Raw genomic sequence first — 21,530 nt, 5'->3', positions numbered from 1 at the left:
CTTCCCCCTTACCCTACCGATATGATTTGTGGTTGGTCCATGCGTGCTTCATCCACTTCGTGATTAAGGACTTCTGCAATGTGCATAATCTTAATCTTTTTCCCATCACGATTGAATTTACCCCCGATATTCATCAGGCAACCCATATCCGCACTAATTAAAATTTCTGCGCCCGTATCAATCACATCGTTCATTTTTTCCGTCACCATTTGTTCAGAAATAGCTGGCATTTTCACTGAAAACGTTCCGCCAAATCCGCAACAATTTTCAAGATGTCCTAAAGGAATCATTTCTAATCCTTTCACATGATCCAACAAAACAAAGGGTGATTCTCGTTCATTTAAAATTCGCGTCATATGACAAGAACGATGATAAGTGGCTTTCCCATATAACGTTGCGCCAACATCTTTGACCCCTAAGACACGATAAAGAAACTGACTAAACTCGTAAGTTCGCTCAGCTAAACGTTGTGCTTTTGGCCCATAAATAGGATCATCTGCTAAAAATTTGTGGTATTCTTTCATCATGCCGACACAAGACCCCGCAGGTCCCACCACATAATCGGCACCGTCAAAACTATCAATTTGATTCTTAAGCGTTGTCGTGCTCTCTGTCACATAACCACTATTGTACGTTGGCTGACCACAACACGTTTGGCTTGTTGGTAAAACCGTTTCACAGCCATAACGTTCCAAAACCTCTACCATTGCTTGCCCTACATTTGGAAAAAGTAGATCCACCACGCATGTCGAAAATATACTCACTTTCACGCAAAATAACCTCCTCGTTTTCTACGAAAAGGCTCCATGAAATTAATTGGGCGGCTGTCATTAAAAGTCACTTGGCTGTCGTCTCTAACTACTTCACAGTGCCTTTTCAACAAATACGTTATTTGTAACAAAAATCGTTTTTTAAAATGATTCTTATACAATAATTATTTTACCAGTATCTGGTTTTAACAGCAAACGATTCCAGAAATTTTGTGCATTTTCACACAAAAAAGGAGGCTTTTTTATAAAAGTTTCTTTTAACCCCTTTGAAATTCGTTTTTTCTGAAGAAAAGAGTGACGAAATTTTGAAATTTTGGTAAACTAAGAAAAAACGAGAAATGAGGGCCATGCATGTTCATTTCATTTAACATGTTTATTCTATTAATTGTTGCAACGATCCTAATGATTTTTCTGATTATCTATTTGACAGTCACTGGAAATGATAAAAATAATAAAAAGAAACAAAAGAAAGAAACAAAAAGAACTACGCCAACTTTAAACAAAAAAACAGCTGTTCCCCCATCTCAGAAGCCAAATGTTGTGACTGATGTTGCAAAAAATAGCGAGCCGGAAAAGCAAGCCGTGCAACGTACACAGCAATCAACCACTAGAGAAGACGAGACTTCTCAATTTACACGAAGCCAACGTCATAAATGAAAATGGGACATAAGTCGAGATGACTTATGTCCCATTTTCTAATTCTTAAGATAATCAGCTGAACAAAAAATCCGCTAGTTATTTCACTTTTTCTTTTAATTAATGATAGTTTATTCTTCTTTTCAGGTGTATACTAAATGATTGAAAAGAGACTTTAACTAATTAGGAAGAGGTGATTTTTTGTCTGCAAAGCGGTTTATTCAATTATTCATTTGTTATGCTATTTCAATGATTGTCGCAATACTTTTAACGGACTTATTTAATTTCTCGAGTCCTATAGCTTATTTAGTAGTGGCTAGTATCATCGGCTATGTAGTCATTACTGTTCCATTAACAATTATGACTCTATTAAAAAATAAAAATTAATAAAAAAATTGAGCGATTTTAATCACTTAAATTGCTCGATTTTTTTATTTTCATAATATTTTTCACTTATTTTTTCATTTTAATTGACAGAATAGTTGTAATCGTCAGAAAATTGTATATAATAAAGAAAGTTATTTTCATATTATTTTTTTTCAATTAAAGGAGAATCCTATGAGTGAAACACAACAAACAACCTTAAAAAAACAATTAAGCTCGCGCCACATTACGATGTTAGCCTTAGGGGGAGCGATTGGCGCAGGTCTTTTTAAAGGAAGTGGCGAAGCAATTGGTATTGCTGGTCCTTCTGTTTTAATCGCCTTTCTAATTGGCGGTGCTGTTCTCTTCATCGTCATGAGTGGTTTAGGAAAACTTGTTTTAGATGGCGGAGACACACATCATGGTTTGTCTGGCTTAGTTCGACCATTTTTAGGTACACATTCTGCTGATTTTATTGATTGGGTTTATTATTCCATGTGGACAATTAATATTATCGCAGAAGCGGTTGCCGCAGCTTCCTTTTTACAACTTTGGTTTCCTAATATTCCTGCTTGGTTTTTTGTTTTTATTTTAGCTATTTTAACGACGCTCATTAATCTTTACTCGGTTCGTTTATTTGCAGAAACAGAATATTGGTTGGCGTTTGCTAAAATTAGTGTCATCATTTTGTTAATTATTTTTGGTGTTTATCTGGTGGGACAACAAATGCTAGGCAGTGGTGTCTTCCCTACTTTACAAAGCATCACCGATCATGGTGGCTTCGCCCCACAGGGCATGAAAGGTATTGTTAATTCTTTATTAGTAGTTATTTATTCTTATGGCGGTTCAGAATTAATCGCGATTACTGTCAGTGAAGCAGATGATCCTAAAAAAGCCATTCCTAAAGCGATTCGTGGTGTGATGGGACGGATTATTTCCTTCTATATCATTCCATTATTCTTACTTTTGATTATTTTCCCTTGGAATACATTAGCAGGCACAACGGTGAGTCCATTTGTTATGGTTTTTGAAAAAATGAATATTCCTTTTGCTGCTGACATCGTAAATTTTGTGATTATTTTAGCCTTGTTTTCTTCTATTAATTCTGGGGTATACGCCTCTTCTCGCCTTTTATATTTTCGCTTAAAAGATAAAAAAGGACCTATGAGTAAACTTGCGGTTTTAAACAAGCACCAAGTACCTCAACGTTCAGTTTTCTTCTGCGCTAGTGTTTTATATCTGGGCGTTATTCTTTCTTATTTTGTTGGCGATGAATTATTTGGTTACTTAGCCGGTTCTCTCTCTTACACTGTCTTGCTAATTTGGATTTTAATTAGCGCTGCGGCGTTTGTTCTGTCTTTAAAACGAGGGTCTCTCTTTGAAAAAAGTATTAATCTCCTTGCTTTAATCATTTTAGGCCTCATCTTTATTGGCATCTTATTTACGAATTCGTTAGGCGTCACTCTTTTAACAGGCCTATTGTACTTTGTTATTTTCTTTAGTTATCGTAAGAAAAATGATTCCTTTCTACTCTCTGATGAAAGCTAAATAGACAAAAAAACGAACAGTTTTGTAAGACAACTGTTCGTTTTTTCGATGTTCCATCTCCTTCTTCTTTTGCTATGCTATTTTTGTAAATTGTTAGGAGGAGAAAAAATGAAAAAAATCGGCGCTATTTTATTTATTGGCTTATTCATTGTTGGTGGTTATACAGGCTATCGTTATTATGCAGATACATATAAGGGTGAAAAAGCCTATGCACAAGTTCCTCTAGAAATTCCTGAACGAAAACAAACAGTAGATGACAATCAAAAAAGCATAGATGGCCAATATTCTTTACACTATCGACTAACTTTTGTTAAAAGTAATGGAAAAACACAAGTCATGGATTACGAACGGACAGACAAAAATCCCCAACCTTTGGAACCAAATGCTTACATAGAAGCAACCATTAGTAAAAAAAGAATCATCCAATCTCCTGTCAAAATTGATAAAAAAGAGATTCCAGAAAAAGCTTTCGCACAATTAAATAACCGAAAAACAACCAGCGATAATTAGTAATCGCTGGTTGTTTTTTTACATGGAATAACAATTAATTCATAAATAATGGTACGCTGATTTTGCTTAATTTCATGAGAACCAAAAATTTCTTGTACGCGTTGTTCTAAAATTGGAACTGACCATTGTTCTTCAAAATAGTTGCGGAAAAAGTCTTTTGAAATAGCTTCTGATGCTTCAAAGAAAAATTTTTTTGTGAAAAAAGGTCGCTGTTCTTTTTTTAGAAATGCTTTGTATTGTGCCATCCAATTTAACTGCGGGTTGCTCTCTTGCTCAAAAGGAGAAAACAACGAATCTTGCTCTTCCACTAGCCGAAATATAAGACACCATTCCTCACTTAATTGGCACAATGCATTAACTTTTTCCGGCGTATCCAAAGCAGGATTCATGGCTGAAAAAACGACTTGAAATTTTTTCCCAGTCTCAATCAGTCTTTCTTGGCTTTGGTGAAGAAAAACAACGTTGCTTTGTGCTTTTGCTTCCGCAATCTCCAACATTCTCTGAGAAATATCGGCTAGCGTATACTCCGTGACTTGCTCTTGAAAAAAAGGTAAGTATCGTCCTGTCCCACCTGCGATATCCAGAAATGTCTGACACGGAAAAAGACCTTCTTGGACCAAGAAATCACGTAATTCTCGGGCAATTGGAAATGGCGATTCTTGTTGAATTTCTTCATATTCTTCTGCAAATTCATCCCAAAATTCCGCTAATTCTTGCTCATTATTATTCATCAACAGTTGCCCCTTTCTCTCAATTCTTATAAAAAGCGTAGCAAAAGATGTGCCAAACAGCTAACAAGTTCACTCATTTAAATCAATAATTTCATCTACAAATCGCAGGGTTTTAGGTCGATGAGTAACCAAAATAGTCAACTTATTGTGGGTAAATTTTTGTACTTCTTGTAACACTTTTTCTTCGGTCTTTTCGTCCAATGCGGAAGTCGCCTCATCTAAAATAAGAATCTCTGCTTGTGTAAATGCTAAGCGTGTGAAAGCAATCCGTTGTTTTTCACCACCAGAAAAATTCATTCCTTTTTCACTCACAATAGTGTTTAAACCTTCCGGTAACCGTTCATAAAGTTCCCCCAACTGAAAACGATACATAGCTTCAATTACTTGTTCATCAGAAATTTCTTGATTCAATACAATATTTTCTTTCAACGTTCCTTGAAATATTGGCACATCTTGAGATAAATAAAAAACTTTTTCATAATAATCTTCCAAATTGAATTGTGTTAGAGGAAATTGATTCACATAAACTTTCCCCTCTGTCGGCTTCAATAATCCTAAAATCAATTTAATCAGGGTAGATTTGCCTGTCCCACTTTTTCCAATCAAGCCATAAGTTTTATTCATTGAAAATTGTCGATTTTGTTGGGACATAATCGTTTGACTATCTACGCTAAAACACACATCTTTTAATGAAATTGTTTGAATTTCAGGTAACGCTTTGCCTGAAACCGCTAAGTCAGGATCATCTTCTTTTTTATAAAAATCTTCCAAGCGCTGATAGGCTACTTTATCCAAATTATATTGAACAAATAAAACATTAAATATGGCTATCGGCGTATAAATTCGATCAATATACATCACTATCGCTACAAGTCCACCTAAACTTAACGTCACGACGTTAGTAAAACTAAGTACGACAATACTTACTTTGATAAGTGCGACTAACAAGGCAAAAAAGCCAAAGAAAAATTCATGGATCATAGTCATTTTTGTTATATTTTGACTATTTTCCTCTGCCATTAACGCGTAATTTTCAATCTCTTTTTTATATTTTCGATTAATTCTAAAAGTTACTAGTTCGGTCATCCCTCGTATCAAAGTAGCATTCATTGCTTCTTCAGAAATAAGTGTTTTTTCTTTCATTTTTTGTAGCGTTTTCAAAAGTATTTTGGTTAAAATAAATACAATCACATAACCAATTAGAATTGCTGGCAGTAATTTTTTATCAATCAACGCTATAAAAAATAAATTAAATAACGTCTCTGGAATTAGCTCTCGAAATAAGCGTCCATAAAAATTCAAGTGGATATTTCTCCCAGCTGCTGCACCAACTTCTACTTTTTGTAGTAAAGCTCCCGCTCCCAGTTTTAGATATTCTTCATAGGAAATCTTGCTCATTTTTATTAAACTTAATTTCTTCAAATAGAAATAGATGCCATTAGTTAAGTAAGCTTTCGGTTTCTGTTCACAGTAAGACAATAGCGGAATTAAAATAATTGTCGTTCCATACGCTACTAACAACCCTAGTTGGAAACTTTTTTGATAATGATCTAACAACTGTTGAAAAAAATAAATTGCTAAAGCACTACATAATGAAACAATCACACCAATCAAAATGTACCAAGTGAAGCTTTTCTGAAAGTGCGACCATATTTTTTTAGTCATTTACTCCCTCCTTTTCGAGCAGTACATACCTTACTGTAGCATAGTTTTTGATTGGCGCCTATCAGCAATTTATCTCCAGATAATAGAAAAGCCCCCAGCGAAAGCTGGATGGCTTTTCTATTGTTAATTCTTTCTGATTTGTAGATAACTTACACCTAAAACGGCAAATGTACTTGCCAGTGTTCCTGCTATTAGCATAAACGGTGTTTTTGTTGTGCCTGTTTTGGGAAGTTCTCGTTTCCCGTTTTCTTCATTTAATTTTTGAATTGGTTCACTAAGCAGTTGGGGAGCCAACTGTGGGCTTCCTTCATTTTTCAATGTGTTTAATGGAGCGTTTAGTATTTGTGGTTGATTTTTTGATGTAATAGTTTTATTTGTCTCCACAGTTGTTTCTGTGGATGGCTGTTTTTTCTCAGTTGTAGTAATTTCTTTTGTTGGCGAGACATGAACTTCTGGTTGGCTGCTTTCTGCGGTTTCTGTTGTGCCATTATCTTCAGTTGTTACGCTTGGTTTTTCAGGTATGATTGGTGCAATCGTGCCTAGTGTTTCACTTTCATCTGGATTTTCTTCTTCCGTTGGCGACACATGAACTTCTGGTTGACTGCTTTCTGCCGTTTCCGTTGCGCCATTCTCTTCAGTTGTCACACTTGGTTTTTCAGGTATGATTGGCTCAATCGTGCCTAGTGCTTCTCTTTCATCTGGATTTTCTTCTTCTGTTGGTGAGACATGAACTTCTGGTTGGCTGCTTTCTGCGGTTTCTGTTGCGCCATTCTCTTCAGTTGTTTCTGTTGCCTGTTCCGAAGTAGGTATCTTTGGTTCCCATTCTTCTATTGTCTCTAAAGGAATGTCTAGACTTTCTTCTGTTGGCATTTCCACATTTTGATTGCCGCTTGCCTCACCGTCTACAAAAACATTTTTAACCTGTGATGTATTTTTTTCATTCGTTGCTTCTTGATTGTTTAGTCGATAATTGATGTCATAACTATTTTCAAATGTCGCTTGATGTTGCCCCGCTTTCGTGATTGTCGAAGTGTAACGGACGATAAAGGAAGTAAAGCGTGCTTTATCTCGATAAAAACGTAAATTAAAGTCATTATCCGTCACGAAGTCAATTTTGCCATAACCTTGTTGCTCAAACTCGGCAAGTGAAATATATTTAGTTTCTTTGTCATTCACAATATCAAATGTAAAACTCTCTTTATTTAATTGTTGACCACTTCCTTGTCGATCCGCAATTGAAATATCTTCTGTGACATCGGATTTATTGAGGTTCACATTTAAAAACCAACGTACTTGATTTGACTCTCCAGCCAAATCGCCTACTTTATAAAAAAACGGATAGTCTCGCTCAATTTGGCCATTCTCTGTGCTAGTCATTCCTTCAATTGTCAAACGTTGAGTCGCCGTTGCAGTTCCGAAATCCGTTTCTATCACGTTCGGTTGCGAACTATTGGTGATAAGCGTTTTAATCCCGAAAGAAAAATGCCCGTTCACATTATGTAAAGATTCAACTTTTTCGTTAAATATTGCTACAACATGATCTTTATAGATGAAGACTTCCCCTAAACCATTTAAATTGATTTTTCGTGGTGAACCATCGTTCTCGGTCATTCCAACTAGTGCGTCTGGTAAAGTTAAAGTAATTGTATCTCCGGGTTTTATTTTCTGATTTTCTTTGTCACTAAAAGATACTTTAATGGAGGTCATCTCCCCTTGATATAAAGTAGTGTGATCTAATTCTACTTTGTCAACGATTGGACTTTTGCTCAATTCGGCGCCAAACGAAATTGGACCTATCAATAACGCCCCCGCAATTGGTAGAATCATTACCAACAGTAACACTAAAAATTTTACACTTTTTGTCATAAAAAATTATTCACCCTTCTTTTCTCTTATTTTTTCCACTTAGTGGTCTTTTTCAGAAGTTGACAATAGCAAAAAGATATGTCTCGTACAATATTAATGCTCATTTAAGTAGCCTTTTTTTTAAATTTCTAATTCACTTCCTAAGGAAAACGTTTTATTATGGTAGTTACATTAGATAACATTTGTTACAAAATATCTAGTGCTTCCAATATTGAGTTGTATAAATAACATATTTCGGATCAATAATGAATAAAAATACTTAATTCATCCACATTTTGTTTCCAAGGACATTTATTCTTGTTATAATAAAATTTATAAGATAAGGAGGAAAAGAATGAAAAATTCATATTTTGATGGTGGTTTAGCAACGTATATCGGGACTTCAATTTTAGCAACCTTGATTACTGTCTTTACATTAGGCATTTGCGCACCTTGGGGAATTTGTATGATGTACAACTGGAAAATCAAGCATACCGTTATTGATGGTAAACGTCTTTATTTTGACGGTACAGCTATGCAATTATTCGGACATTGGATTAAATGGCTTTTATTAACTATAATTACTTTAGGCATTTATGGTTTTTGGTTGAATATCCGTTTGCAACAATGGATTACAAAACATACCCACACACTTTCATAAAAAGGAGGAAGGATGAACTGAGTTGCGGTCCATCCTTCCTCTTTTTATGAATATCTGACAGAGTGTTATCCTACTCTTTGAAAAAACAAGGAATTTATGCTATACTTTGATAAGTATCAAGGGATACTTATGTTATTTCGGGGGCGTTACGGATTCGACAGGCATAGTTGAGCTTGAATTGCGTTTCGTAGGTTACGGCTACGTTAAAACGTTACAGTTAAATATAACTGCTAAAAACGAAAACAATTCTTTCGCTTTAGCTGCCTAAAAACCAGCTAGCGAAGATCCTCCCGGCATCGCCCATGTGCTCGGGTCAGGGTCCTAATCGAAGTGGGATACGCTAAATTTTTCCGTCTGTAAAATTTAGAAGAGCTTACCAGACTAGCAATACAGAATGCCTGTCACTCGGCACGCTGTAAAGCGAACCTTTAAATGAGTGTCTATGAACGTAGAGATTTAAGTGGCAATATGTTTGGACGCGGGTTCGACTCCCGCCGTCTCCATTTTTAGAAAAGTAGAGAAAAACAAAAAAGAGCTAAAACCTTATAAAATAAAGGTTTTAGCTCTTTTTTTCTATAAGCAAAAGAAGGCTCGTTACCTCCCCTTACACTTCCTATCACATTATCTTTCTAAAACCACTTCATTTTCTTTTTCTATTGGTGATTTTGGGTATTGCATAGAACATGGCTAAAAATATTATTGTTATCAAAAGAGTTTTTAAGATTTCAATTTTTCCTGAATCTATCCAAGTATACACAAAAGCGATGATAAAAGTAATTACTATTTCCGTAACATGATCTTTTAAATTCATTAGCTTAGCCCACATTGAACTGCCCATAAAGTTAGTTGTCCAGCTACAATAATAGCATTCGTCTTTAAACCATTGGCTTTAGCGAAGCGTAATACAGTCACTGCTAATTCTTTCCAGGCTTTCTTTTGTGCAGCTTTTACAATTGCACTGATACTAATCATTGCAAAAAACTCATCTTTGATTTTGTTAGCAACGCAACTTCCTAATGCATTCCAATTAAAACGTGCTTGAACTACTGTTGAAGCATCAGAAATATTTACATTTAACTCTTCCTCAACTGAAGAAATCTCTTGCTGAGCAAAATTATTTTTGACATAGTTTTTAAAGTTATCTTCCGTCACTCCATTCGCATACATTTCTTCCAGTCCTTTTGCTACAGCCTCAACTTCTGAATCCTCTAGCTGGTCAGATGCATAAACACTTGTACCAGCGCTGATAAAAATACCTAATGTCATTAGTAATGCCATCGCCAAACAAAAAAATTTAGCCTTTTTTGTCACCTGTAATTCCATAAATAAATCCCTACTTTCTTTTCCTTGTTATAATCATAACAAGGAAAAAGATAATTTATCATCAAAATCCCTATTTGATGCTTATATTTTCCTATATATCCTAGAGCTGATTTTTCTCACTAGTGATCACATCAATTTGAACTAATGATTCAAAAAAAGACACAGGTTATTTGAGGTACGTTCGAGGTAATGCTAGGTTCTATTTTGAAAACAACGCTGCTCTCTTGAAATATTTTTTGAGCTTGTCTAAACCTTCTGAAACGAATATAGAAAATAAAAAAAGAGTCCCCTTTCTCAAGGAAACTCTCAATTGCTAAGTCAAAATAACTTCACGTTATCTAAATCTTTTAAATCAATCCTATGGTTCGCGGAACAAAGGAGCTAAAAACTTAATAGAATAAATCGCACAAATTCCGACAATAATATAGATAATTTTTGCTAATGGTGTGGTTGCACCACCACTAATTGTTGCAACTAAATCAAAATTAAATGCACCAACTAATAACCAGTTTAAACCTCCGACAATCAATAAAATTAAAGCAATAATATCCAGATATTTCATTTTTAACACTCCTTCCAAATTTGATAAGTCAAGAGTAACACGTTTATTCTTTATTTACGAAAATAATGATTCAGGAAAAAAACTTTTTTCAATTATTTTCTCGAATCATTTTTTCATTATTAATAATTTTATGATATAACTAAAGAGTAGACAAAAACAGATTCATTATCTCTGATAAGAAATGATGGTTTATTATGCGTGCTAAGTTATTTTTAATTTTGCGGAATCGAGTGTTATCACGTGTTGTCTTTGTCATTCTATTTTTACATGTGTTTTTTACCACAAATGATTTCACGGTGTTGCTGCTCCTCTTACTATTGAATTATTTACTCACGCTTGAAGATAGCGCGAAAAAAACAGAAAAATCCAAACTTGGCAGGAATTTAAACAGTCGATTGATTGGCCCTTTGTCGCTTTTTATTCAGGGCTTGCTCTTTTAGTTATTTCGTTAATACTTCTGTTTCTCTGGTTCAATTATGCACGATAAGGAGGATTAAAAATTGAAAAGCTATTTTTTTACTCTTTTTTTTAGTATGTTTAGCCTTTTCGTCATACTACTTTGGTTTTCTGGATATGATAGTAAGGGATTTCTATTGGCCCTTACAGATTTTCTAGGTTTTTCTATTATTCACCAAACGCCTGTGCTGGATACTTATTATTCCCAGCAGCCTTTAACAACCAGAATGTTGATTTCTTCTGGACTTCATTTTTGTACTTATTTTTGCTTAGGTTTGGTCATTGATTTACTACGTAAAGGGTTTAAAAAAATAAAAACATAGTCACTTTTATTATACGAATCTTTAATTTCCATGCTTTCTGGTCGTCTTTTTCCGTCGCTTGTACCAGATAATGAAGCCGCTAATAATTAACGCACAGGCAATTAAAAGTAATGTCCATAATAGTAAATTTTGTTGTTGTGCCACTTTTTTCATTCCTGCTGCTGCTTTTTCTGGTTGATATGGGATACGATGCCCTCGAACTAATAACCGATGACTGTTTATCATATACGGTGTGCAAGTTAATAAAGTGACGAGATCTTGGCCAGACTCAATGTGTAAATCTTTTGTATCAGTTGGTTCAACGGTTTTTATTTGATCCACTTGATAAGCGAGCGTCTTCCCATTGACTTCGATATAAAATTCATTGCCTTTTTTTAATTCTGGCAAATCTGTAAATAATTTGGCTTGAGGGAGACCACGATGGCCTGAAATGACCGCATGTGTATTCGCACCACCTGTAGGATAGGAGGTTCCTTCTAACAAGGAGCTTCCTTTTTCCAATAGCAATGCATTCGTTTTATCAAAAATTGGTAAACGGACATTTATTTTTGGAATGGTTAAAACACCAATCGTATGACTTTCAAAATAGGATTTGTCTGGTTTTTTCGTTGTTTTTTGCGTTTCAGAAAAAGGATCTAATCCAGGATTGCTGCCTTTTTTCGCTAATTCTTGGTTTTTCTTTTCCATTTTTTCTTGAAGTTCAGCCATTTCTTTGGTGTTTTCTTGGCTTGCTTTTGCTTGATAATGAGCGATAATTTGTTGATCCAGATAGTTATTTAATGCATCGCTAACAAAAGGATACGCAAATGCACCTATTCCAATAATCAGTAAAAGAATCATAAAACCATCAATGATACGACGTTTCTTTTTTGACTTCATTGCTTCCTCCTTAAAAATAAAGCATGAAAGCCTGGGACAGTGATTGGCCCAGGCTTAAAAACTGATAAACGGCGGAAACAGAATCAACACTACGCGTTGCTCCGATCTCAACAACTTCTAAGGTGTTTTCTCGTCAAAGACTCGTCGCAGTTTTGTCCTTGAGAGTTCTCGGAGCTAAACACTTCTGTTCCGACCTCTTTGTTTTTCTAAAAATTTCTTCGGTGACGCTAGAAATTAAGCATTTTCTTTTCTACGTCTAGCAAAGTAGACTCCTGCAATAAGTAGCAAGACTGCGCCACTTCCTAAGTAAACGTAGATTCCTTTGCCACCTGTTGAAGGTAAGGTACCTTTGTGTTTGTTTGGTACTTTTTCTGGTGAAACTAGGTTTTCTGTTGTGCCATATGATTGTTCATTGACCACAAATTCAATCCGATTTGTTAACAAGACATAATCATCAGGAGCTACAGTTTCTTCTAAATAATAGGTACCGTATTTAAGCCCTGTGATATCAACTAATCCATCAGCCGTTGTTGTAAAAGTAGTTGCTTCGGCTTTTGTTTTCACCCAAGTTGCTGCTTTCGTTGTTTCATCGATTTTCAAATAATTTGCTGTGTCACTGTTTTGATCACGAACGACAAAGGAAGCTCCCGCCAAGGCTTGTGTCGCTGTCACATCGCCATCGACTTTAATGAAACGTTTCCCACCTGTCACAACTTCAACAGTTGGTGGTGTTTGGTCGTCGGTATGACCGTTATCAACATTCGCCTCATTTTTAAAGCCTTTCGTAGGATCTGCTTTTTCATTTAAATGCATAAAGTAAACGAATTTTAGTGTGCCGCCTGGCGTTAACGTAGGAATATATTCTGGATTAACGGCGACAGTGAAGCCATTTGCTTGTTCAGTCACTTGATAATTTTCAGGAGCAATCACTGTATCCCCATCATATAACGCATAGGCATACTCTCCAGAAGTCACGTTATCAAAAGTTAAGGCTGCATCATGTTTATCAACTAAATTGAATTTGACGTATTTATTAGCGTCGCCTTCTTTGTCTGCAATCCCCAATGGAATATTTACAGAAATTTGATATTTAATTTTTTCGCCAATTGCCACATCTTTACCATCTAAGTTTGGTGTTGTTTTATCAACTTTAGAGGTATCATTTTTGACTGTTTTTTCAACAGGTATTTGATTGTTTGCTTCAATTGTAAATGGTGTTTTTGTTTGATTTTCAATTAATTCTGCATTATTTGGCGCTTTTACTTCTTCTAAAATATACGAACCAACCTCAAGATTTTTAACTGTTAATTCTCCCGTTCCATTCTCTGCTTCTGTGAAATCATTTTCGCCAATTTCATAACTTTTCCCAGTAATAAAGCGTTTTGCTTGTTCTTTATCCGTTGTCCATGTATATAATCCATCTTTGACTCCTTGGATATATTTTACTGTGCCTGGTGAGCCTTCGCTTTTGGAAATAACAAATTCTGCGCCATTTAATCCTTCATTTTCAGCAGTTCCTACTTTTTTCACATGTAAACTACCATCATTGGCTACCACATTTTTAGGATAAATATGAACAACCGCTAATTCTTCTGTTCCATATTTATAGGAACCATCTGCTTGCTTGATCATTTCGTAAACTGGGAACGCCACCACCATATTCGTAGCAGCAACTACACCCTCTTTTGGTTCTTCTTTAATGGTATACACTGCATCTTTACCATTTTGTTTTTTAGGTAACTGAACAGTGACATTCCCATTTGCATCGGTGGTTCCTTGAGCAACAGGTTTCCCAGGAGTTAAACTTTGGACAGCTTGTTTAGCTGCATCGACGCTTGCGCCTGCCGCTCGTTGCTCGTAAAATTCGCTCGTCACGTTATAAATACTAAACGTCACATCTGCAAGTCCTTGATATTTATCAAATTCGCTCATTTCTTTCCCGCTATTTTGAATAAGCGGATCTGGTAAATCCGTCATTTTCTTTTTGTGAATCACGAGCTGTGCGCTCTCCCCATTTTCTTCTGCAAATGCAGTTGTTGTCCCTAATACACTCGTGAAAAGTGGCAAAATTAGTAACAAGGTACTAACGGTGTACCAAACTTTTTTTAATTGCTTCATTTTCTCTCTCCTCTTTTTTGTTTTTGATAAAATAGCCAAATGGCTACCAGCCCAATGATTAGCAGGCCTGCAATCGTCAACCAAATAGAACGTTCTTCATTTGTTTTTGGTAAGAAGCCTGACTCTTTTACTTTTTTATTGATTACATGTAACGGTGCTGTTCGTTGTCCGTTCGTTGCATAAGAATTTTTTTCCACCGTAAAAGGAATTTCTGTTTGATTCAGAAGATAACCTTTTGGTGCAGAGATTTCTTCCAAGAAGTACTGGCCATCTTTTAAGCCTTTAACTGAAAATTCGCCGGCTTGATTAGATGTGATCTTTTTAGCTAATGCTTTTTCTTTCTGCCAACGATACCCGTTTGCTGTTTCATTGAGGTATTCCCCCGCTTGATTTTTGACGATAAAAACAGCCTCTGGCAAGGTGATTTTCGCATTTTCACTATCAACTTTGACAAAAGACTTGCCACCTGTACGAACTGTGGCTCTTTTAGTCAAGGTATGTTTGTCCGTGACTAATTGTCCTTCGTTGTTAATCGCAGTGTCAGGTTCAGCGGTCTTTTCTAAACGCATTTGATACGACACAGTCATTGTTTGATTTGCAAAGTTTTGTAAGTCTTTAATTGAAAAATCAAGCGTAAATCCATGCTTTTGCGTCGTCAGTGTGTAACCTGTAGTAACTGTTTTTCCAGCCACTTTTACCTCAATTGATTCTGGTAAAAGTGTCAACGTTGTATCCGCCTTATCTGACAAACGGAATTCCTGATATCCTAAAATATTCGCTGGAATCTGAGTCGTTAACTGATAGTTAATGTGCTCTCCTTGATTAAAGCCTTGTTGCTTATCGAGTACCGTTTTTTCAAGTGGTGGTAAGTCATAGGCATTTTCTTCATTTTTTGGATATAAATGAATATGCGTTAACGATTGCCCTTGTGGATCTTGAACAGGCAAAATCACTACTAGGTTGCTAGCTTTTTCCTTTACCACTTCCGGTGCTTCCACTTCAACAAATAAATAGGCTTTATCTCGTTGCTGCGAATCTTTGCTAGCTAATGAAAAAGAAACCACTCCATCTTCTCCATTTATTGTCTGTGTTTTATCTTCTGCGATCGGTTTTCTATTTGTTGCACCGGTTTCTGCTAATTGACGCTGTGCTTCTTGGACCGTTTTTCCTTCAGAACGAAGCTGATAAAACGGATCCGTCACATCATAGACTTGATAAGTGACGTCATTTAAGCCCCGATAATTTTGAAGCAGCGTTCCCTCTTCCCCTGTGTTTTGCTGCTGTTCTGGTAATTGACCATCAGGGAACAATAATTTGTGCAACGTAACTTGAACGCTTGCTTGCGATGCTTCTGCTAATGCTTGCTGTGAAAACCCGAAAAGAGCGAGTAGCATGACGCAAATACTTAACCAACGTGCGTTTTTCATTGATTACACACTCCCTTCTGGTCGTCTAATAAAGAGATAAACACCCGCTATCACGAATGTACTAATCGCTACCAAGTAAAACCACAAGCGTCCTATGCCACCAGTTTCAGGTAAAGGAACCTTTGCTTGGTTAGTAACATCTAAAGTAATTTGATTATTCTTCTCTCCAGAAATTAAAACATCTGCTACTTTTTCCCCATCTATCGTGACTGAACCATCTTCGCGAATTATTAATTCGATTGGTTCTTTTAACCCCTGATATCCTTCTGGCGTAAAGGTTTCTGTTAGGACATATTTCCCTGGTTTTAAGTTTTCAAAAACAAAAGTATCCGTTTCTTTGCCATCTTTTGGTAATTCAATATCCGTATCTGGTCCTGTTAAACGGAATTTCGCTCCTTTAAGTGGCGTCTGATTATCGGCTTTTTTATGAACCGTTAAGTCAAAAGGTTTCAAATGATTTTGATGTGTCAGTGTCCATTCTGGCGCATTTTCTTCAATATTTTTGCCTGCATAGTGAATTTCCCCATATTTATCAACAGTAAATTCATAATTTCCAGCAAGAGTGTCGTAGCCTAATGGTCCTGATTGTTCCACCATTCGATACTCACCAGGTTCACTAATTTTAAAATAGCTCAATCCTGCAGTATCTGTTTTTTGAGTTGTCACAGTTTGGTAACTTCCTTGAGCATTTTTTCTTTGCAACGCAAAAGTCGCCTCTGCTAAGTTCACTTGTTTGCCATTTTGCATGGTGTATTTTCTAATTCTGATTGGCAAAGAAGAAAATTTATTTTCAATTTCCAATGGAATAACTTGATTTGTGGTGGTCACTTCTTGTCCATCGATGCTTACTTTGCCTTGCTCACTCACCTCAATTTGCCAAGTCGTTTTCTTGCCTAACTCATGTCCTGCAGGTGCTTTTACTTCAGTTAATGTATAGCGTTCCCCTTTTTGTAGGCGCACATCTTTTGGCAAGGAATAGCTACCATCTTTATTGTCCACTAATGTTGTCTGAACATTTTTACCACTCAATTCAAAGACGGCTCCCACTAAGTTTTTCTCACCTGAGGAAGAATTTTTGATTACTTTTAAATCTAATGGCTTGAACTGCTTCGTGTTTTTCCAAGTAGTATCGTCGATTTTTTCTTGACTGTAACCAGGAACTGCTAATTCACGGGTTGTTTGATAATTGAAAGCTTGTCCTTGATTATTATATTGGGGAAGCCCAAGAACTTCTTGATAGCTTTCATCCGCGGTTTTGGAAAGTTGGGTTACATTTTTGCGCTCCCAACTATTGCTGGTATCATTTTCTGGTTTTGATAATTTAATATACCCAGTTTGCCAGTTGGCTGTGTCAGTTACTTGCTTTCTACTAATTTCATAAATCACATTATCTGGCCGACTTGTTGGGTCTTGATCATACTCTTCCCAGATTTTTTTCACGTCTAACTTCACGCCAGGTGCTTTTCCAGAAGGAACCCCAAAATCAACTTTTTCAGGGGCCGTGGCTAATGGCTGAAACGTTGTCCGACCATTCATTTGATACCAAAAATCAGGTTTGAAGTTTTCTGACTCTGTTTGAATACGTACTTGATAATGAATTTGAATTTCTTGCCCTTTACCCAAATAAATCTCATTACTATTAATTGTAGCGCCTGTTAGCGACACTTCTGGTAATGTTTGAACCTGAACAGGACCCACACTTTTCATTGATAATGTATTTGGCTCGTATTTAAAAGGTTCAGCAATTGGATCAACTACTTTTCCGTTTACAACCGTTCCTGAAATCTGAACGGCTTTTTTCGCTAAATAATCAGAAATGTCTGGTGCATAATCCGCGGATTCATAATAAAGGTCTCCATTTTCATCGGCTGACACCATCTCGCGCATTTTATCTTCAACTTGTTGTTTAGATAAATTAGCTCGTGGATCGCTTTGCAATTGAATGCCCAATCCATGTATTTCAATCCCACGTTGTTTTAAGGCCATTGCCTCACCTATCGTGGCGATAAACGTACTGTTAATTCGTTTACTGATATTGTTTTGATCTGGCGCATTATAGCTACCAGAGATATAAGAAGTGCTACCTGGTTGATCTTGTCGATTCGTAAATTGTGTTCCGTAAAAGCGACCATCCGCCTCTGTTTGAACTCGACTCACTTTATAAGAGAAGGTTGGGACGCCATCCGTTAAAAGTACAATGACTTTCTTATGTCCATTTGGCGTTGCTAACATATCACCAGCATCTCTTAATGCTTTTTGAGTGAAAGTTCCTCCTCTAGTGCTACTTGGCGTAATATTTTTAATTGGATTTTTGACTGTATCAAACGGCCCCATTTGAATGGCGTTGTTATTATAACCGTCACTTGAGTAGCCAACATAGCCCATGTTGATGTTATTGGTAATACCGCTATCTGCCAATGTATCAACAAAACGGTTCACTCCTTTTTGTACTTCACCAATCCGATTGTTTTCATTCATACTACCGGACCAGTCAACGACTAAGACCAAATCCAATGGCGTGATTTCTTTCTGAACATTCCCACGCACATTAAGATATACATCAAAAAGCCCTGGTGTTGTTGTTTCTCTAGCATATTTTCGGATGGCATAATCGGCTTGGTCTCCTGTACCGCCATACTCAATATAAGAATTTGTGCGATTAGTAGGGTCCCCATTCCAATTCGTTTGACCATCCCATTGTGTACCACCGTCTTTATTCCCTTGATGGTTTAACACATTTTGATTGCCTGTGGGCTGCCAATTAGCTGTCGGATAAGTACCAGAATTATCCGTCGTGTATTGTGGTGCAATTAAAGGTAGTGCCAGATTCGCTCTCAAAGTGGCTGGCGCCATTCTTGCTTCTGCAAATGGATTGGTTACCTCTTCTGTTGCGGTCGGCTGTTCTGTTTTTTCTGGAGCCGAATCATTTTTGTTAGTTTCTTTCGTATTTTCTGGTACAGTTATTTTTTCTGGTTCAGTTGATTCTTTAGCAGAATCCTCTACTGTTATTTTTTCAGAAGTAACTGAAACATCATATTCGTTGTTTTCATACAATAACTTAGGTGGCTGAGCTGTTTGAAGCGAACTTTGCTCAACAGCTAACGAAAGCTGTACCGGCTTTTTTACTTGTGCGTCCAAAGTCAGATAAAGCGTACCATTAGTCACTTGGTAAGAATATCCGTCTTTTTCAATTACAGCAGTATCCATGAACTGTGCATTTTTCAATTGAATTTCTCGTTGTAATGGCTGCTCTGTTTGGTTGAGAAGATTTAACTCTATATTAATATTCGTTTTATCATTCTCATCTGTTATCATTTGAGCGGATGTAATTTCAACTTCTTTGGCTGTTTCTGCATAGCCAATGAGCGGTATGAAATAGGATGAGACAAGTAAAAAGACTACGCCGAAAACCCCAAATTTCTTTAGTAATTTAATGTCTGTTCTCTCCTTTCTTTTATGAATTAACAGTTAAATTAGAATTGCCTAGCACGTAAAATTTCATTATTCTAATCTGATAATTATTATACAGAGAAGGAGCTCATTAAATCACACCAGCTTTCATACCAAGCGGTTTCATTTCTGAAATTGCGTTATTGTTTCGATGATTGTTTCATTAAAGTAAAGGACTTGGGAGGAAACAATATGATTAGGTTTTTAGAAAAAAATTATCGGAAAATGGAAGAAATCATTCGTGTCTTATCCATTTCTGATAAATGGATGACTAAAAAAGAACTTGCAAAATATATTGGTAGTTCTGAGTCTACTTTTATTCGTTATATTGAGGAGATTAAACAGCGTTGGGGCGAAAGTTTAACCATTAAAACATCGCATAAATTAGGCTATCGTTTAGAAAACTTTAATGTGTCCTTATATTTAAACGTGCTGACGGATATGGCAAAAACGTCAACGACCACCCAATTGCTCCATGAGTTTATCCAAAATCCTGGCAAAACCATCGAATATTATTGCGATACCATCAATATTAGTCGCTCTTCTTTTGCTCGAAAATTGAAGCAGTGTAATCAGGTCTTGGAAACTTACTCTCTTCGCGTTATCGTTGATCAAGGCTATCAATTAACTAGCCAAACAGAAGAATTGCCTTTACGTATTTTTACAACCTTTTTCTTTTTAATGTATTATGGTCATTATGAATTGCCTTATCAATTAGATAAGCAGGAAATCAAACAATTAATGCGTCGTAATCAATGCCAATTAAATATTATTAGTATGGATAACAGTTATGAACACGATTTCTTTATTATGTATTTTATTGTTGATTTATTAAGAGAGCATCAAGGATTTCAACAACGTTTCCAGAAAAAAACAGATAAAAAGAGTCCAATCAAAATGGAAGATTATCTTTTACTCAGTCGTCATTTCACTGGACTCAGCCGTGAAACCTATCGGGAAGTTCTCCGGTATTTTCAAAGAGGCGCTTTTCAGCAATACTACTCCGAAGACCAAGAAGTCATCAGTCAAAGAATACGTGAAAATTTAAAATTTAATGCTTTTTCACAGATTGAACAATTAACAGAAGAAGTCGTCGACTTCGCTGTTCACTTGTTAACCTGTCTTTATTTGTTTTCTCAATTAGTGCCTTTTGACACCTCCGAATTGACACAAAGGGCCACCTTTTTCACTCGACAAATTCATTTTACTCAGCTTCACTTATATGCACGATTAAAAGCAGAATTGCATTTCTTTTCCGCTCTTTTAGAAACAAATCTATTAAACTATTCATCTTCTTATATTTTTTGGTTGCTTAATACTTTTCCAGAAATTAACCAGAGTTTCGACTCAAAAAAGATTTTGATTATTAGCGACATGGGCCTGAATCATAGTCAATATATTGGAAACTATGTCCACGATATTTTAGCTTTGCATCGGATTCGTTCAAATACGTTAGCAATTACGGAAGAACAATTAGGTGACCATCGACTCGAAGAATTTGACTTGATTATTACCAATCAACCAATTATTGAAACCAGTGTTCCAAGTATTTTAATTAATGATGCTATCTTATTTTCTAACAAAAGAGAATTGCTCGATTTATTAAACTTTTAAAGTCTTAATGGTTTTCCCTATCTACCAAAAAGATAGCCCTTTTATCAAGAACCGCGTAATGTGAGGTGCCATCATACAGAAGATATTTTTATTTTTCTGAAATAAAAAAGAAAATAGGACATAAGTCGAAATGACTTATGTCCTATTTTCACTCTTAAGATAATCAGCTAAACGAAACCAGCAAATTAAATTTCTGATTGATTTACTGGCCATCTTGTGTGACTTTTACTTGGCAAAATTAATGTAATGAAGATCACTAAAGTACCGATAAAAGGAAGTAAATAGAATAAAATCCACCAGTTACTGTGGTCGCGATCATGCAATCTTCTTGCTCGAACAGTAAAGTTTGCCAACCAAATTAAAGCAGTCAGCAAGAAAAAGATAATGGTCACCGTATTCCATTCTTTAATGATTGTTCCATCATTGGGTGTTACTTCAATATATCTGTAAACGCCCGTAATTGCTGAATAAATCCCTAACACCAAATAATTAATTAATTGTGGCCACCAATATTGTGCTCGTGTTGCTGACGCATTCATTGTTGTAATATTATTCCAGTATTCTCTATACGCGTTAAACATATTATCACCCCCGCATTAACTATTACAGAAGTCTTTCGTTTTGTCAAAGAATAACGTTATTTTATGCT

At 36.0% G+C, this 21,530-nt stretch carries 19 protein-coding genes and 1 other RNA gene; 8 read left to right on the top strand and 12 right to left on the bottom strand.

Translation table 11 applies throughout. The features are described 5' to 3' along the window. Positions 1–8: 8 nt before the first annotated feature. A complete protein-coding gene (locus MKZ30_RS04635) occupies positions 9–770 on the bottom strand; it encodes a (Fe-S)-binding protein (RefSeq protein WP_002360596.1) in 762 nt (253 codons plus the stop codon). Between the two features lie 369 nt (positions 771–1,139). Here MKZ30_RS04635 and MKZ30_RS04630 point away from each other — a divergent pair, with 369 nt between their 5' ends. The 4 genes from MKZ30_RS04630 (at position 1,140) to MKZ30_RS04615 (ending at position 3,827) form a co-directional block, all read left to right on the top strand. Beyond that, complete coding sequence (locus MKZ30_RS04630) at positions 1,140–1,427, top strand: hypothetical protein (protein ID WP_033600815.1); 288 nt, start codon at positions 1,140–1,142, stop codon at positions 1,425–1,427. 180 nt (positions 1,428–1,607) lie between these two features. Beyond that, entirely contained in the window at positions 1,608–1,793 is a 186-nt protein-coding gene (locus MKZ30_RS04625; RefSeq protein WP_002358046.1) for a hypothetical protein, read from the top strand. 171 nt (positions 1,794–1,964) lie between these two features. After that, on the top strand, positions 1,965–3,317 hold the full coding sequence (locus MKZ30_RS04620) for an amino acid permease (RefSeq protein ID WP_033600797.1): 1,353 nt from the start codon (positions 1,965–1,967) through the stop codon (positions 3,315–3,317). A 108-nt stretch (positions 3,318–3,425) separates the two neighbouring features. Further along, complete coding sequence (locus MKZ30_RS04615) at positions 3,426–3,827, top strand: YxeA family protein (RefSeq protein WP_002358048.1); 402 nt, start codon at positions 3,426–3,428, stop codon at positions 3,825–3,827. Here MKZ30_RS04615 and MKZ30_RS04610 read toward each other — a convergent pair. From MKZ30_RS04610 to MKZ30_RS04600, 3 genes are all read right to left on the bottom strand, one after another. After that, positions 3,824–4,558 carry a methyltransferase domain-containing protein gene (locus tag MKZ30_RS04610; protein WP_033600798.1) on the bottom strand — a complete coding sequence of 245 codons (735 nt, stop codon included), beginning with the start codon at positions 4,556–4,558 and terminating at the stop codon, positions 3,824–3,826. The genes MKZ30_RS04615 and MKZ30_RS04610 overlap by 4 nt on opposite strands. A 69-nt stretch (positions 4,559–4,627) precedes the next feature. Beyond that, positions 4,628–6,223 carry an ATP-binding cassette domain-containing protein gene (locus tag MKZ30_RS04605; protein ID WP_016614201.1) on the bottom strand — a complete coding sequence of 532 codons (1,596 nt, stop codon included), beginning with the start codon at positions 6,221–6,223 and terminating at the stop codon, positions 4,628–4,630. A 123-nt stretch (positions 6,224–6,346) separates the two neighbouring features. After that, positions 6,347–8,089 (bottom strand): collagen binding domain-containing protein, encoded by a 1,743-nt coding sequence (locus MKZ30_RS04600; protein WP_033600799.1) that lies wholly within the window; start codon positions 8,087–8,089, stop codon positions 6,347–6,349. A 334-nt stretch (positions 8,090–8,423) separates the two neighbouring features. Here MKZ30_RS04600 and MKZ30_RS04595 point away from each other — a divergent pair, with 334 nt between their 5' ends. Together MKZ30_RS04595 and ssrA are read left to right on the top strand one after the other, a co-directional pair. Continuing rightward, a complete protein-coding gene (locus MKZ30_RS04595; RefSeq protein WP_002360604.1) occupies positions 8,424–8,729 on the top strand; it encodes a DUF898 family protein in 306 nt (101 codons plus the stop codon). 139 nt (positions 8,730–8,868) lie between these two features. Next, positions 8,869–9,235, top strand: a transfer-messenger RNA (tmRNA) gene (gene ssrA, locus MKZ30_RS04590). A gap of 134 nt (positions 9,236–9,369) precedes the next feature. Here ssrA and MKZ30_RS04585 read toward each other — a convergent pair. The 3 genes from MKZ30_RS04585 to MKZ30_RS04575 form a co-directional block, all read right to left on the bottom strand. Then, positions 9,370–9,555, bottom strand: a complete 186-nt coding sequence (locus tag MKZ30_RS04585; RefSeq protein ID WP_002382094.1) for a hypothetical protein — start codon at positions 9,553–9,555, stop codon at positions 9,370–9,372. Then, positions 9,540–10,052, bottom strand: a complete 513-nt coding sequence (entV, locus tag MKZ30_RS04580) for an enterococcin EntV (protein WP_002382093.1) — start codon at positions 10,050–10,052, stop codon at positions 9,540–9,542. Before entV ends, MKZ30_RS04585 begins: the two co-directional genes overlap by 16 nt. A gap of 358 nt (positions 10,053–10,410) precedes the next feature. Beyond that, positions 10,411–10,614: a DUF378 domain-containing protein gene (locus tag MKZ30_RS04575; protein WP_002381996.1), complete on the bottom strand. Its 204-nt coding sequence runs from the start codon at positions 10,612–10,614 to the stop codon at positions 10,411–10,413. Between the two features lie 500 nt (positions 10,615–11,114). On the opposite strand from MKZ30_RS04575, the gene MKZ30_RS04570 reads away from it, so the two are divergent. Then, on the top strand, positions 11,115–11,393 hold the full coding sequence (locus tag MKZ30_RS04570; RefSeq protein WP_002363681.1) for a hypothetical protein: 279 nt from the start codon (positions 11,115–11,117) through the stop codon (positions 11,391–11,393). Between the two features lie 21 nt (positions 11,394–11,414). Here the strand turns inward: MKZ30_RS04570 and srtC are convergent, their stop codons facing one another. From srtC to ebpA, 4 genes are all read right to left on the bottom strand, one after another. Next, on the bottom strand, positions 11,415–12,272 hold the full coding sequence (gene srtC, locus MKZ30_RS04565) for an Ebp pilus assembly class C sortase (RefSeq protein ID WP_033600800.1): 858 nt from the start codon (positions 12,270–12,272) through the stop codon (positions 11,415–11,417). Between the two features lie 234 nt (positions 12,273–12,506). After that, on the bottom strand, positions 12,507–14,390 hold the full coding sequence (gene ebpC, locus MKZ30_RS04560) for an endocarditis and biofilm-associated pilus major subunit EbpC (protein WP_033600801.1): 1,884 nt from the start codon (positions 14,388–14,390) through the stop codon (positions 12,507–12,509). Further along, positions 14,387–15,817 carry an endocarditis and biofilm-associated pilus minor subunit EbpB gene (ebpB, locus tag MKZ30_RS04555; RefSeq protein ID WP_033600802.1) on the bottom strand — a complete coding sequence of 477 codons (1,431 nt, stop codon included), beginning with the start codon at positions 15,815–15,817 and terminating at the stop codon, positions 14,387–14,389. The genes ebpC and ebpB overlap by 4 nt, the downstream gene beginning before the upstream one ends. A 3-nt stretch (positions 15,818–15,820) precedes the next feature. Next, positions 15,821–19,285 carry an endocarditis and biofilm-associated pilus tip protein EbpA gene (gene ebpA, locus MKZ30_RS04550; RefSeq protein WP_154230835.1) on the bottom strand — a complete coding sequence of 1,155 codons (3,465 nt, stop codon included), beginning with the start codon at positions 19,283–19,285 and terminating at the stop codon, positions 15,821–15,823. Between the two features lie 174 nt (positions 19,286–19,459). Here ebpA and ebpR point away from each other — a divergent pair, with 174 nt between their 5' ends. Beyond that, a complete protein-coding gene (gene ebpR, locus MKZ30_RS04545; RefSeq protein WP_002382000.1) occupies positions 19,460–20,881 on the top strand; it encodes a pilus transcriptional regulator EbpR in 1,422 nt (473 codons plus the stop codon). A gap of 185 nt (positions 20,882–21,066) precedes the next feature. On the opposite strand, the gene MKZ30_RS04540 is transcribed toward ebpR, so the two are convergent. Continuing rightward, positions 21,067–21,462 (bottom strand): DUF805 domain-containing protein, encoded by a 396-nt coding sequence (locus tag MKZ30_RS04540; protein ID WP_002358131.1) that lies wholly within the window; start codon positions 21,460–21,462, stop codon positions 21,067–21,069. Positions 21,463–21,530: the final 68 nt, after the last annotated feature.

Origin of the sequence: Enterococcus sp. LX10, from assembly GCF_023539285.1 — a bacterium.
Taxonomy (GTDB): Bacteria; Bacillota; Bacilli; order Lactobacillales; family Enterococcaceae; genus Enterococcus; species Enterococcus faecalis.
This window is presented reverse-complemented; position numbering and strand designations above follow the sequence as displayed.

Excerpts from the sequence above, each read along its gene's own strand:
- MKZ30_RS04630 (WP_033600815.1), top strand. The coding sequence starts at position 1,140 with ATGTTTATTCTATTAATTGTTGCAACGATCCTAATGATTTTTCTGATT.
- MKZ30_RS04620 (WP_033600797.1), top strand. The coding sequence starts at position 1,965 with ATGAGTGAAACACAACAAACAACCTTAAAAAAACAATTAAGCTCGCGC.
- MKZ30_RS04615 (WP_002358048.1), top strand. The coding sequence starts at position 3,426 with ATGAAAAAAATCGGCGCTATTTTATTTATTGGCTTATTCATTGTTGGT.
- MKZ30_RS04610 (WP_033600798.1), bottom strand. The coding sequence starts at position 4,558 with ATGAATAATAATGAGCAAGAATTAGCGGAATTTTGGGATGAATTTGCA.
- MKZ30_RS04605 (WP_016614201.1), bottom strand. The coding sequence starts at position 6,223 with ATGACTAAAAAAATATGGTCGCACTTTCAGAAAAGCTTCACTTGGTAC.
- MKZ30_RS04600 (WP_033600799.1), bottom strand. The coding sequence starts at position 8,089 with ATGACAAAAAGTGTAAAATTTTTAGTGTTACTGTTGGTAATGATTCTA.
- MKZ30_RS04595 (WP_002360604.1), top strand. The coding sequence starts at position 8,424 with ATGAAAAATTCATATTTTGATGGTGGTTTAGCAACGTATATCGGGACT.
- MKZ30_RS04585 (WP_002382094.1), bottom strand. The coding sequence starts at position 9,555 with ATGTGGGCTAAGCTAATGAATTTAAAAGATCATGTTACGGAAATAGTA.
- entV (WP_002382093.1), bottom strand. The coding sequence starts at position 10,052 with ATGGAATTACAGGTGACAAAAAAGGCTAAATTTTTTTGTTTGGCGATG.
- MKZ30_RS04575 (WP_002381996.1), bottom strand. The coding sequence starts at position 10,614 with ATGAAATATCTGGATATTATTGCTTTAATTTTATTGATTGTCGGAGGT.
- srtC (WP_033600800.1), bottom strand. The coding sequence starts at position 12,272 with ATGAAGTCAAAAAAGAAACGTCGTATCATTGATGGTTTTATGATTCTT.
- ebpC (WP_033600801.1), bottom strand. The coding sequence starts at position 14,390 with ATGAAGCAATTAAAAAAAGTTTGGTACACCGTTAGTACCTTGTTACTA.
- ebpB (WP_033600802.1), bottom strand. The coding sequence starts at position 15,817 with ATGAAAAACGCACGTTGGTTAAGTATTTGCGTCATGCTACTCGCTCTT.
- ebpR (WP_002382000.1), top strand. The coding sequence starts at position 19,460 with ATGATTAGGTTTTTAGAAAAAAATTATCGGAAAATGGAAGAAATCATT.
- MKZ30_RS04540 (WP_002358131.1), bottom strand. The coding sequence starts at position 21,462 with ATGTTTAACGCGTATAGAGAATACTGGAATAATATTACAACAATGAAT.